Annotated in this window: 15 protein-coding genes; 10 read left to right on the top strand and 5 right to left on the bottom strand. The window is 69.9% G+C overall.

What is annotated here, in order from left to right; translation table 11 throughout:
* Window positions 1-22: 22 nt before the first annotated feature.
* Genes Q8Q71_RS12815 through Q8Q71_RS12795 form a run of 5 tightly spaced genes read right to left on the bottom strand, consistent with a single transcriptional unit; the run spans window position 23 to window position 4,192 of the window.
* Entirely contained in the window at window positions 23-529 is a 507-nt protein-coding gene (locus Q8Q71_RS12815; protein ID WP_305759991.1) for a hypothetical protein, read from the bottom strand.
* Window positions 530-564: 35 nt separating this feature from the next.
* Window positions 565-1,743, bottom strand: coding sequence for a VWA domain-containing protein (locus Q8Q71_RS12810; protein ID WP_305759990.1), 1,179 nt, complete (start codon window positions 1,741-1,743; stop codon window positions 565-567).
* Window positions 1,743-2,603, bottom strand: coding sequence for an energy transducer TonB (locus Q8Q71_RS12805; protein ID WP_305759989.1), 861 nt, complete (start codon window positions 2,601-2,603; stop codon window positions 1,743-1,745). Before Q8Q71_RS12805 ends, Q8Q71_RS12810 begins: the two co-directional genes overlap by 1 nt.
* A 40-nt stretch (window positions 2,604-2,643) precedes the next feature.
* The gene (locus tag Q8Q71_RS12800; protein WP_305759988.1) at window positions 2,644-3,171 is read right to left on the bottom strand and encodes a GNAT family N-acetyltransferase; all 528 of its coding nucleotides are present in this window, start codon (window positions 3,169-3,171) and stop codon (window positions 2,644-2,646) included.
* Window positions 3,172-3,187: 16 nt separating this feature from the next.
* A complete protein-coding gene (locus tag Q8Q71_RS12795) occupies window positions 3,188-4,192 on the bottom strand; it encodes a zinc-binding alcohol dehydrogenase family protein (protein ID WP_305759987.1) in 1,005 nt (334 codons plus the stop codon).
* Window positions 4,193-4,277: 85 nt separating this feature from the next.
* Between Q8Q71_RS12795 and Q8Q71_RS12790 the strand changes: the two genes are divergently transcribed.
* The 10 genes from Q8Q71_RS12790 (at window position 4,278) to Q8Q71_RS12745 (ending at window position 11,681) form a co-directional block, all read left to right on the top strand.
* Window positions 4,278-4,655 carry a helix-turn-helix domain-containing protein gene (locus tag Q8Q71_RS12790; RefSeq protein WP_305759986.1) on the top strand — a complete coding sequence of 126 codons (378 nt, stop codon included), beginning with the start codon at window positions 4,278-4,280 and terminating at the stop codon, window positions 4,653-4,655.
* Window positions 4,652-5,572 (top strand): histone deacetylase family protein, encoded by a 921-nt coding sequence (locus Q8Q71_RS12785; RefSeq protein ID WP_305759985.1) that lies wholly within the window; start codon window positions 4,652-4,654, stop codon window positions 5,570-5,572. Before Q8Q71_RS12790 ends, Q8Q71_RS12785 begins: the two co-directional genes overlap by 4 nt.
* Before the next feature lie 62 nt (window positions 5,573-5,634).
* A complete protein-coding gene (locus Q8Q71_RS12780; RefSeq protein WP_305759984.1) occupies window positions 5,635-6,285 on the top strand; it encodes a histidine phosphatase family protein in 651 nt (216 codons plus the stop codon).
* Window positions 6,286-6,301: 16 nt separating this feature from the next.
* Window positions 6,302-6,946 (top strand): peptidylprolyl isomerase, encoded by a 645-nt coding sequence (locus tag Q8Q71_RS12775; RefSeq protein WP_305759983.1) that lies wholly within the window; start codon window positions 6,302-6,304, stop codon window positions 6,944-6,946.
* 67 nt (window positions 6,947-7,013) lie between these two features.
* Window positions 7,014-7,262: an exodeoxyribonuclease VII small subunit gene (locus Q8Q71_RS12770; protein ID WP_305759982.1), complete on the top strand. Its 249-nt coding sequence runs from the start codon at window positions 7,014-7,016 to the stop codon at window positions 7,260-7,262.
* Window positions 7,262-7,609 (top strand): tRNA-binding protein, encoded by a 348-nt coding sequence (locus tag Q8Q71_RS12765; protein WP_305759981.1) that lies wholly within the window; start codon window positions 7,262-7,264, stop codon window positions 7,607-7,609. The genes Q8Q71_RS12770 and Q8Q71_RS12765 overlap by 1 nt, the downstream gene beginning before the upstream one ends.
* 38 nt (window positions 7,610-7,647) lie before the next feature.
* Window positions 7,648-8,517: a polyprenyl synthetase family protein gene (locus tag Q8Q71_RS12760; RefSeq protein ID WP_305760114.1), complete on the top strand. Its 870-nt coding sequence runs from the start codon at window positions 7,648-7,650 to the stop codon at window positions 8,515-8,517.
* Between the two features lie 4 nt (window positions 8,518-8,521).
* Window positions 8,522-9,085 (top strand): demethoxyubiquinone hydroxylase family protein, encoded by a 564-nt coding sequence (locus Q8Q71_RS12755; RefSeq protein WP_305759980.1) that lies wholly within the window; start codon window positions 8,522-8,524, stop codon window positions 9,083-9,085.
* A 164-nt stretch (window positions 9,086-9,249) separates the two neighbouring features.
* Window positions 9,250-11,157, top strand: coding sequence for a 1-deoxy-D-xylulose-5-phosphate synthase (gene dxs, locus Q8Q71_RS12750; protein WP_305759979.1), 1,908 nt, complete (start codon window positions 9,250-9,252; stop codon window positions 11,155-11,157).
* Window positions 11,158-11,219: 62 nt separating this feature from the next.
* Window positions 11,220-11,681, top strand: a complete 462-nt coding sequence (locus Q8Q71_RS12745; protein WP_305759978.1) for a hypothetical protein — start codon at window positions 11,220-11,222, stop codon at window positions 11,679-11,681.
* Window positions 11,682-12,062 lie beyond the last annotated feature (381 nt).

The raw sequence follows: 12,062 nt of genomic DNA, 5'->3' as shown, positions 1-12,062 counted from the left end.
GACCTGACGACGCCGGAAGGGCCTAGTCGCGGCCGCCCAGCCGGATTCTCAGACCCTCGTCGCGAACCTCCTGTCCGCCGACCGTGCATTCTTCCCGGAACGACACCGCGCCCTCGGCGGTGACGCTCGGGCGTGAGGTGCAGGACCGTTCCCGAAGGTCGGGGGCGGACGGCGCGCTGCGGGCCGGGGCGCCGCACTGCAGGGCGTAGCGGTCGCCCGCCGCCTCCTGGCGGCAATTGTCCGCCGCGCCCGCCGGCGCCAATCCGTCGGGAAGGGCGGCGCCCAGATTGGCGGCCAGGGCCATGCGAACCCGCTGCTGGCAGGCCTCCATCGGTTCCGCGGCCTTGCGCACCAGCGGGCTGCACTCGGCCCGTTCATAGCCCCAGGGGTCGGTCCGGGCGTAATCGGGAATGGCGGGAACCTCGGCTGTCCCGACAGCCGCGACGGGAGGCGGCGGGGCCGGCGTCTCCCACACCACCTGGCCGGGCGTGGCCTGCTGGAGCAGGACGGCGACAACGATGGCGAGCATGGCTTGGCCTCCCGTGACGAACGCCTCAGCCTAGCCTATTTGGCCAGCGCCCGCATCGCCTTCTCCAGCCCTTCCAGCGTCAGCGGATACATCCGCCCGTCGACCAGTTCGCGCACCATCCCGACCGAGGCCGAATAGCTCCAGTACCGCTCCGGCGACGGGTTCAGCCAGGCGACCTTGTCCCACTGCTGCGTCGCCCGCTTCATCCAGACGGCGCCCGCCTCCTCGTTCCAGTGCTCGACCGAGCCGCCGGGCATGGTCACCTCATAGGGGCTCATGGTGGCGTCGCCGACGAAGATGGCGCGCCAGTCGCCGGGGTATTTGTTCAGCACCTCCCAGGTCGGGATCTTCTGCTCGTGCCGGCGCCGGTTGTCCTTCCACACCCCCTCGTAGAGGCAGTTGTGAAAGTAGAAGAATTCCAGGTGTTTGAACTCGGTCTTGGCGGCCGAGAACAGCTCCTCGCACATCTTCACATGGGCATCCATCGAGCCGCCGATGTCGAGGAACAGCAGCACCTTGATCGTATTGCGCCGCTCAGGCCGCATGTGGATGTCCAGCCAGCCCTGACGCGCCGTGCCGTCGATGGTGGCGTCCATGTCCAACTCGTCCGGCGCGCCCTGCCGGGCGAACCGGCGCAGACGGCGCAGGGCCACCTTGATGTTGCGCGTGCCCAGTTCGACCTGGTCGTCCAGATTGCGGTACTCGCGTTTCTCCCAGACCTTGACCGCGCGGCCCTGCCGCCCCGGCCCGCCGACGCGCACGCCCTCGGGATTGTAGCCGCCGTGGCCGAACGGGCTGGTCCCGCCGGTGCCGATCCACTTGCTGCCGCCTTCGTGCCGGCCCTGCTGCTCCTCGAGCCGCTGTTTCAGCGTCTCCATCAGCTTGTCGAACCCGCCCAGCGCCTCGATCTGCGCCTTCTCCTCGTCGGTCAGGTATTTTTCGTTGAGCAGCTTCAGCCAGTCCTCGGGCACGTCCAGCGACGGCTCCTCGCCCGCGCCGACGGTCTCGATCCCGGCGAACACCTTGCCGAACGCCTGGTCGAACCGGTCGTAGTGCTTCTCGTCCTTGACCAGCACCGCCCGCGACAGGTGGTAGAAGTCATCGACCTTCCGCCCCGCCACGTCCCTGTCCATGGCCTCCATCAGGTGGAGCCATTCCTTCATCGACACGGGAACCCGCGCGTCTCGCAGGGCGGTGAAGAAGGGAAGGAGCATCAGTCAGCCATTTCGGGAATGGCGCACGACCATCGCGCGCAGTAGCGATCCCTCACCGCGATCCAGATGGCCCGCTCGTTGGGGTCCGCAAGATCGGACGTCGCGACCGCCATCTGTTCGGGCGTCGGGACAGGGGACGACGGCAGGGTTCCATCGGCAAGATAGGCCGACATTTCCGACTCCGCCGACAGACGCGCGACCATCAGGGTCTGGTTGTGGATGAAAATTTCATCGCCGAGCGGTCGAAGCTCCCGAAGCCAGTCCCGGACAATCTCGCGACGGTCACCGGCAAGACCGTCAAGCAGGGCCTCCTCTTCGGATTGCACGGAGACGTCGAGGCCCTGAAGGACAATCCGGCGAGCCAGGGCGAGGGCGGCGGGCGTCGGCTCGGGTCCCTCGTACGGGACGGGCGCCCACGCCGCCTCCTCGAGCGTCTCGGTCGAGAACTCGATATTGAAGGTGACCTCTTCGCGCACCGGGACGCCGTCAAGCATGGCGGGTCGGACAATCCCGGTCCGGGCGACTTCCAGGGCGGCGGCCTCGAAGCCCATGCCCTCCGGCGCGGCGCTGACGACCTCGCAGTCCTTCGGCAGACCCTGCTCTTCCGCCTGGCAACTCAAACGGACCCTGCCGGAGATGCCGATCCCGGCGGCGAAACCCGGCGTCAGTTCGCCGGCGACTTCGACCGACGGCGGATTGATCCAGCGGGCGGGTTCGAAGTCGCCGTCGGCGGCGTTGTCCGGCCTCTCCGCCGCTCCGACGGGGAGGCGGTCGACCGGCGGCGACGCCTGAGGGTCCCTGATCGCGGTGGGATCCAGGAGGCAGGTCGCCAGGGCCAATGACGTCAACGTCGCAATCACCAGACATCTCCATTCTATCGGCCGTGAGAAAGGGCGATATTCAGCCCCGCCGCAAGATGAACTCGTCATCCAGCCAGCGCCCGACCGGATACTGGTACTCCCCGGCCTTCACGAACCCGTAGGCTTCATACAGTTTCTGCGCCTTCAGGTTTCCGCTCCAGACGCCGATCCATAACGAGCCGTCGGTGTGGGCCTCCATCCACTCGAGCGCCACGGCCAGCAGCTTCGTCCCCAGCCCCATTCCCTGCGCGGCCCTGGCCACATACAGACGCCGCAGTTCGGCATGGCTCGGCTTCGCGTCCGGATGGGGCAGGGTGTTCGGCCCGGTGTTGGCGAAGGCCAGCAGGTCGCCGTCGCGTTCCGCCACCCACCAGGCCGCCCCCGGCTCCGTCAGCTTCGCCCGGATCGCCTCGGGGCTGAAGCTGGCGTCGAGGAAGGCGGTCAGATCATCCGCCGGATAGGGGATGGCGAACCCCTCCACGAAGGTGTCGATGAAGGTCTGGCGCCCCAGCACGCCGAGGGCTTCGGCGTCGGCGTCAACGGCGGGGCGGATCACGGGTTCGGTCATGACCCGCCCCTTAGCCTCAGAATCCGGTCAGGGCGAGCTTGCCGATGGTGGTTCCGCTCTCCAGTCGCCGGTGGCCCTCCCGCAAGGTTTCGGCCGAGATCGGCCCCAGCACTTCTGTCAGGGTCGTGCGAATACGTCCCGCGTCGACCAGCGCCGCCACCCCGGACAGGATATCGTGCTGCCGGACCATGTCGGGCGTGCCCTGCACCGATCGGGTGAACATGCTTTCAAAGGCAAGGCCGACCGATTTCGACTTGAGACCGTCGATGGGCCCGGGCGGCAGGTCGTCGATGACGCCGATCACGCCCTGCGGGGCCACGGCGCGGATCAGGGCCTCGAAATGCCGGGGCGTCTGGGTCAGGGAGGCGATGTATTTCGGCGCGCGTTCGCCAGCGGCGATCAGCGCCTCGTCCAGCGGGCCGCTGTGATCGATGACCGCGTGCGCCCCCAGGCCGAAACTCCAGTCGCGCGTCTCGGGTCGCGACGCCGTGGCCACCACTCGCAGTCGGGTCCTGGCCCGGGCGATCTGGATCAGGGCCGAGCCGACGCCGCCGGCGCCCCCGACGACCAGCAGGGTCTCGTGCTCGTCCACGCCTGCCCGCATCCGGTCGAACAGCAGCTCCCACGCCGTGAGCGAAGTCAGCGGCAGGGCGGCCGCCTGGGCGAAATCCAGCGACCGCGGCTTCGGCCCGACGATCCGCTCGTCCACCGCCTGGCGCTCGGCGTTCGAGCCGGGGCGGTTGATCTGTCCGGCGTAAAAGACCTCGTCGCCGACCTTGAACAGACTGGCCTCGGGCCCGACGGCCGTCACGATTCCGGCGGCGTCATAGCCGAGAATGTCGGGCGCGCCGTCACCGGGCGCGCGGCTGAGCCGCACCTTGAAGTCGACCGGGTTCAGGGCGACGGCCCGGACCTCGATCAGCAGGTCGCGGGGCCGCAGCTCGGGCTCGGGAGCTTCGACGTCGGCGAGTGCGGCCGGATCGGCGACGGGACGCGGGCCGGGGGTTACGATGGCTTTCATGCCTGGACTCCATTGCGGGTCCCGCTCAGCTGATGCATCGTCGCGCACCGTACAAGTACGCCATTTTTGTGCAGATAGTACCCGAATGGATACCGCATCCAGCCTTCATCAAAACCCCATCCGCCGCCGTGTCCGGGGCGGCGAATGCGTGGTCGACGCCGCCCTCGACGTGATCGGCGGCAAGTGGAAGGGGATGATCGTCTATCAGCTGCTCGACGCCGGTCCGCTGCGCTTCAACGCCCTGCGCCGCGAGGTCGGCGACATCACCCAGCGCATGCTGACCAAACAGCTGCGCGAACTCGAGGACGACGGCCTCGTGTCCCGAACCGTCTACGCCGAGGTGCCGCCGCGCGTGGAATATCGGCTGACCCCCGGCGGCGCGGCCCTGGCCCCGGTGATCGCCGCCCTCAAGGCATGGGGCGAGAGCCACCTGCGCGTCCCCGCGACCCGGGAAGCGGCGTGAGCGCCGCCCTCTTCACCCACCCCGACATGCTGGACCACCGGCCCGGTCCCGGTCATCCGGAGCGGCCCGAGCGGCTCCAGGCCGTGCTCGACGCCCTCGACGCCGCCGACCTCGATCTCGACCGCCGCGCCGCGACCCAGGCCGCCATCGCCGACCTCGAACGCCTGCACCCGCCCGCCTTCGTGGCCCGTCTGCTGACCGCCTCTCCGGTCGGGGGGCTCAACGTGCTCGATGCCGACACCATCCTGTCGCCCGGCAGCGTCCGCGCGGCCCGCCTCGCCGCCGGCGCCGTGATCGACGCCGTCCGCGCGGTGGCCCGGGACGAAACAGCGCGCGCCTTCGCCGCCGTCCGCCCGCCCGGCCATCACGCCGAGCCGGACATGCCGATGGGCTTCTGCCTGTTCTCCAACGTCGCCGTCGCCGCCCGCGTGGCCCAGGCCGAGGGCCTGGCCCGCGTCGCCGTGATCGATTTCGACGTCCATCACGGCAACGGCACCCAGGCGGCTTTCGAGGCCGACGACAGCCTGTTCCTCGGCTCCATCCACCAGATGCCGCTCTATCCCGGCAGCGGCGCGGCCTCCGAGACCGGCGTCGGCAACATCGTCAACGCGCCGGTGGAGCCCCACGCCGCCCGCGGGACCTGGCGCGCCGCCTTCGCGGACCGTCTGATGCCGGCGCTGGAAGCCTTCGCCCCCGACCTGATCCTGATCTCCGCCGGCTTCGACGCCCACCGCCGCGATCCGCTCGCGCATCAGAGCCTGGAGGCCGAGGATTTCGCCTGGGCCACCCGCGCCGTGCTCGAGGTCGCGAGATCGTGCTGTGGCGGCAAGGTTGTGTCCTCGCTCGAGGGCGGTTACGACCTAGAGGGGCTGGGCCGTTCCGCGGTCGCCCACGTTCAGGCCTTGGGGGAGGAATAGAGGACGGTTCGCCAAAGGCTTCTTGTCCGATCATCATGCCCGCCCCCGCCCGAGACTCAGTGATGGCCCACCCGCCGGTGTCCGCGCCGACAGAATCCGCGCCGGCGCCGGCTCCCCGGGCCGCCGCCCTGGTCTCCGTCCGCCCCGGCGCCATCGTCCTGGCCCGCCACGGCGAGCCGGCCCTGTCGCGCAAATGCCTGCTGACCTCGGACCAGTACCGCGACTGGTGGGCGAAATACGAAGTCGGCGGCCTGCGCGCCGGCCAGACCCCGCCGCCCGAGCTGCTGGCCACGGCCGAGGGCGCCGGCGCCATCTACGCCTCGACCCGTCCCCGCGCCCAGGAAACCGCCGCCGCCATCGCCGCCGGCCGCGAGGTGATGTCGGACGCCCTGTTCATCGAGGCCCCCCTGCCGCCGCCGCGCTTTCCGTCGTGGTTCAGGCTGCCGCCGAAATACTGGGGCGTGGTCGCCCGCATCTGGTGGCACGCCTTCAACCACCACGAAGGTCAGGAGACCCGCGCCGAGGCGGAAGCCCGCTCCGAGGCCGCCGCCCGGGCCCTGATCGCCCGCGCCGAGAGCGGCCAGGACGTGCTGGTCCTGGCCCACGGCTATTTCAACCACATGGTCGGCAAGCGCCTGCGCGCCGACGGCTGGGACCTGGTCCACAACCAGGGCTTCAAATACTGGTCCCAGCGACGCTACGAGCGGCGCTGACGACGGGGAGAGGACGATGAACCGGCGGTCCCTCATCTCCTGCGTCCTCTGCCTCGCCGCCGCGGTGTGGGGTCCCGGTCCGGTCTCGGCCCGGGTTCCCGTTCAGGATCCGGCGGAAGCGCCCGCGCCGGCCGTCGCCGTTCGGGTGGCGATCGAAACCACGGCCGGAACCATCCTCGTCGAGACCGACCCGCGCGCCCCGGTCACCGCGGCCAACTTCCTGCGCTATGTCGACGAGGGCCGCTTCGACGGCACGGATTTCTACCGCGGCATGGAGCTCGGCGCCGGGACCGGCGTGGTCCAGGGCGGGACCAGCAATGCGCCGGAACGCGTCCTGTCGCCCATCGCCCACGAGCCGACCAGCCAGACCGGCCTTCGCCACGTCGACGGCGCGTTGTCCATGGCCCGGTTCGACCCGGGCACCGCCGACGGCGACTTCTTCATCATCGTCGGCAATCTGCCGGGCTTCGACGCCGGCCGCGCCGCCCCCGGCGATCCGGGCTTCGCCGTCTTCGGGCGGGTGGTCGAGGGCATGGACGTGGTCCGCGCCATTCTCGCCGCCCCGAAATCCCCTACCGAAGGCGAGGGCTTCATGCGCGGCCAGATGCTGGACCCCCGCGTCCGGATCATCTCCGCCCGCCGGGTCCCGCCCGCCGGATAGCAATTGCCGAACCCGGACGCCGGTCTCCGCTTGAGGCCAGCCCCCGCCCCCTCTAGGGTCGCTGGCGATGACCGACGCCGCCCCCATCCCCGCCGATCTCAGCTTCGAGGACGCGCTCCAGCGTCTCGAGGGCATCGTGTCCCGGCTCGAGTCCGGCCAGGCGCCGCTGGAGGAATCCATCGCCCTCTACGAGGAAGGCGCGCGGCTCAAGGCGCACTGCGAGAACCGGCTGAAGGCCGCCCAGCTGCGCGTCGAGAAGATCGTGGTCGGCCCCGACGGCCAGGCGAAGGGCGTCGAACCGGCCGGGTTCAGCTGATGCCGGCCGCCGGCCAGATCGCGTTCGACGACTTCCTCAAGGTCGATATCCGCGTCGGTCAGGTCCTCGCCGCCGACCCCTTTCCCGAGGCGCGCAAGCCGGCGTGGAAACTGACCATCGACTTCGGCCCCGACATCGGAACGAAGAAGTCCTCGGCCCAGATCACCGTCCACTACGCCCGCGAGGAGCTGGTCGGCCGCAAGGTCGCCGCCGTGGTCAACTTCCCGCCGCGCCAGATCGGGCCCTTCATGTCCGAAGTGCTGACCCTGGGTTTCCCGGACGCGGCGGGCGAGGTCGTCCTGATCGGCGTCGACCGCGACGTCCCCGTGGGCGGGAGGCTGTTCTGATCCCCGTCCTCGCCGCCAACTCTCCCGAGCAGACGGTCATCGACCGGGTGGCCGAGATCGCCGATCTGGTCACGGTCGCCCTCGACGAACTGCTGCCCCGCGCCGACGGACCCGAATCGCGCCTGACCGAGGCCATGCGCTACGCCGCCCTGGGCCCCGGCAAGCGGCTGCGCCCCTTCTTCGCCCTCGAGGCCGCCAATCTGTTCGACATCGAGGAACGGCCGGTGCTGCGCGCCGCCTGCGCCCTCGAATGCGTCCATGCCTACAGCCTGGTCCACGACGACCTGCCCTGTATGGACGACGACGACGTCCGCCGCGGCCGGCCCACCGTCCACCGCGCCTATGACGAGGCCACCGCCGTCCTCGCCGGCGACGCCCTGCAGACCGCCGCCTTCGACATCCTGCTGCACCCCGACACCCACGACGACCCCGCCGTGCGCTGCGAACTGGCCGCCCGCCTGTCGCTGGCCTCGGGCGCGCGCGGCATGGCCGGGGGCCAGATGATCGACCTGCTCGGCGTGCGCGACGACCTGGGCGGCGTCGCCCGCATGCAGCGGCTCAAGACCGGCGCCCTGTTCACCTACGCCTTCGAGATTCCCCTGATCATCGCCGGCGCCCGCGAGACCGAGCGCCAGGCCCTGACCAGTTTCGCCCACGACATCGGCCTGGCCTACCAGATCGTCGACGACCTGCTGGACGTCGAGGGCGACGAGGACATCCTCGGCAAGGCGGCCAACAAGGACGCCTCCCAGGGCAAGACCAATTTCGTCACCCTTCTGGGCATAGAGGCGGCGCGGCACAGGGTCACCCACCTGGCCGACCAGGCCCGCGCCCATCTCGACGTCTTCGGCCCCGACGCCGAAATCCTCAAGACCAGCGTGGACTACGTGCTTCAGCGCCGGTCCTGATCCCATGAAGGCCAACACCTCGATCGCCGCCCGCATCCTCAGGGTCAACCACGGCGGCGAGCATGGCGCGATCAGCATCTACAGCGCCCAGATCCTCGCCGCCCGGCTGCGCGCGCCGGACCTGCTTCCGTTTCTTCGCGAAGCGCTCGCCCACGAGCGGTCGCACCGCGTGCGGTTCAGAAGTCTGATGCCGGCGCGCGCGGCCAAACCGTGCCGGATGATGTGGATATGGGGGGTCGGCGGCGGCCTCCTCGGCCTGTTGACGGGTCTGCTGGGACGCGAAGCCATCCTCGCCTGCACCGAGGCGGTCGAGGGGACCGTTCACCGGCATCTCAATGACCAGATCCGCTGGGCGGCCGGCCGGGACGAGGGTCTTCGGGCGGTGATCCAGGATATCCGGATCGAGGAACTCGCGCACCTCGGCTACGCTGTCGACCAGCGCACCCGTCCCGGCTTCGGGTGGCTGGACCGGCTCGTTTCCGGCGCCACGGAAGCCCTGATCTGGATTTCGACGCGGGGGGATTCGGTCCGGCTGGCCCGCGAACTGGCCCGAAGCCCCGCCGCCTGAGGCTCCCGCATGTCCCCGGCGACATCGTGGACACTCGCCTGTCCCTGCGTCAGAGGCTAGATGCATCGATCCTGCATCGTTTTTCCAGACCGCGTCGATCCGAACCGCAGCGAAATGCGCTACAGGGTGTTGGAAGACCAATGGCTTAGGTACGAACCGTCCGCATGCCCGACACCCCGCTCCTCGACCAGGTCCACCTGCCCGCCGATACGCGGGGCTTCGACATTCCCCAGCTGCGCCAGCTGGCCGACGAGCTGCGGGTGGAGACCATCGACGCGGTCTCCGTGACCGGCGGGCACCTCGGGGCCGGCCTGGGCGTGGTCGAGCTGACCGTCGCCCTGCACCACGTATTCGAGACGCCGAAGGACATCCTGATCTGGGACGTCGGCCACCAGTGCTATCCGCACAAGATCCTCACCGGCCGCCGGGACCGCATCCGCACCCTGCGCCAGCCCGGCGGCCTCTCGGGCTTCACCAAACGGTCGGAGAGCGAATACGACCCCTTCGGCGCGGCCCACGCCTCGACCTCCATCTCCGCCGCCCTCGGCTTCTGCGCCGCCCGCGACCAGAAGGGCGAATCGAACAAGGTCGTGGCCGTCATCGGCGACGGCTCCATGTCCGCCGGCATGGCCTATGAGGCCATGAACAACGCCGCCGAGACAACCAAACAGCTGGTCGTCATCCTCAACGACAACGACATGTCGATCGCCCCGCCGGTCGGCGGCATGAGCGCCTATCTGGCCAAACAGGTCTCGGGCGGCGCCTACCGCAATTTCCGCCGCTTCGGGAAGTCGGTCGCCGAACACCTGCCGCGCCCGTTCCGCAATGCGGCCCGCAAGGCCGAGGAATACGCCCGCGGCATGATCGTCGGCGGCACCTTCTTCGAGGAGCTGGGCTTCTACTACGTCGGGCCGGTCGACGGGCACGACATGGACAACCTCGTCCCCATCCTGAAGAACGCCGCCGCCATCACCGACCGCCCGGTGATCGTCCACGTCGTGACCCAGAAGGGGAAGGGCTACGCCCCCGCCGAATCCAGCGCCGACAAGCTGCACGCCGTCGCCAAGTTCGACGTCGTCTCGGGCAAACAGTCCAAATCCGTCTCCAACGCCCCCAGCTACACCAAGGTGTTCGGGACCGAGCTGATCAAGCGCGCCGCGCTCGATCCCTCGATCGTCGCCATCACCGCCGCCATGCCCTCGGGCACCGGTCTGGACCTGTTCGGCCAGGCCTTCCCCGAGCGCACCTATGACGTCGGCATCGCCGAACAGCACGCCGTCACCTTCGCCGCCGGCCTCGCCGCCGACGGGATGAAGCCGGTCTGCGCCATCTATTCGACCTTCCTCCAGCGCGGCTACGACCAGGTCGTCCACGACGTCGCCATCCAGTCGCTGCCTGTGCGCTTCGCCATGGACCGCGCCGGTCTGGTCGGGGCCGACGGCGCCACCCACGCCGGCAGCTTCGACATCGGCTACATGGGCGCCCTGCCGGGCATGGTGCTGATGGCCGCCGCCGACGAGGCCGAGCTGGCCGCCATGATCGCCACCTCGCTCGAGATCGACGACCGTCCCTCGGCCTTCCGCTATCCGCGGGGCGATGGCGTCGGGGTCGAGATTCCGGAACTTGCCGCCCCGCTCGAGATCGGCAGGGGCCGCGTCGTCCGCGAGGGCACGGCGGTCGCCATCCTGTCGCTGGGCACGCGGCTGCAGGAGTCGCTCAAGGCCGCCGACGCCCTGGCCGCCCGCGGCGTCTCGGCCACCGTCGCCGACGCCCGCTTCGCCAAGCCGCTGGACGCCGACCTGATCCTGCGCCTCGCCCGCGAGCACGAATGCCTGATCACGGTGGAAGAGGGGGCCATGGGCGGCTTCAGCGCCTTCGTGCTGCAGATGCTGGCCGAAAAGGGCGCGCTCGACGCGGGCCTGAAGATCCGCACCCTGTGCCTGCCCGACGTCTTCCAGGACCAGGACAATCCCGCCGCCATGTATGCGACTGCCGGCCTCAATGCCGAACACATCGCCGCGGCGGCCCTGCAGGCGCTCGGAGTCGAGGCGACACGCGCCGTTCGGGCCTGAGACCGAACGCAACCCCTCGTCCCCGCAGCCGTTTCCATGCGGGGCTTTGAGGGTTGAGCATCATGAAGTCCGTTATCCTGTCCGTCGCTGCGGCGATGAGCCTGGGCGCCGTTCCGTCGGCCATGGCCCAGGAGGCCGGGGCCGCGCCGGCGTCCGGTCCGATCGAGATCATCCGCGCCGCCGATACGACGATGACCTGCGCCGCCATGGCGGACGAGGCGGCCGGGCTCAGCGAGGCCATGGGCGGCGAGCCCGGCGGCGGCCTGTTCGGCCGGCTGGGCGGAGTCGCCCGCGCCGGAGCGGCCATGGTGATTCCGGGCGCAGGCCTCGTCATGGCCGGAACCGACGCCCTGACCGCGCCGGAACGCGAGCGCAAGGAGGCCGAGGCCGCCGCCGTCCGCCACCGCTGGTACTATCTGAACGGCCTGTATGCGGGCCGGAACTGCCAGGCCGCAGCCGACGCGGCCGGACCGACTCCAGCCACCCCGGCCGACGCCGCTCCGCCGGTCGAACCGGGGTCGTGAGCGAAAGCCAGCCTTGGCATTCCTTCTCCCTCGAGGGGAGAAGGAAGCCGTGACGCTGCCCCGTCAATATAGTCGCGTTGAGCAAAAAATATCCTCCCTAATCAACGCCTTCTGCTTTTGAAGCGGGTTTTTCCCATCACCCCCTCCCGGCGGGCTTATCCTTGTGTCCATCCCGTCGCGGGGGAGGGCGTCTGGCGCCAGGGCCATCAACGTGCGGCGGGGTGCGATCGAGCGGGAAATGTCGTCCTGTAATCGTCGCCCGGACCCTTGCGCGGCTCATCCTGCGGCTTGTGGAATAACGGGGGCGTGGGGGCGGCGGACTGCCCGGGGGGTCGAAACCCCGGGGCCCGGGAGGCCTGGAAGCCTTCCGCCCGTCGCAGG

This window comes from Brevundimonas sp., from assembly GCF_030704825.1.
Classification (GTDB): domain Bacteria; phylum Pseudomonadota; class Alphaproteobacteria; order Caulobacterales; family Caulobacteraceae; genus Brevundimonas.
Note: the sequence above shows the minus strand (reverse complement) of the source record. Positions and strands in the feature narration are given on the sequence as shown.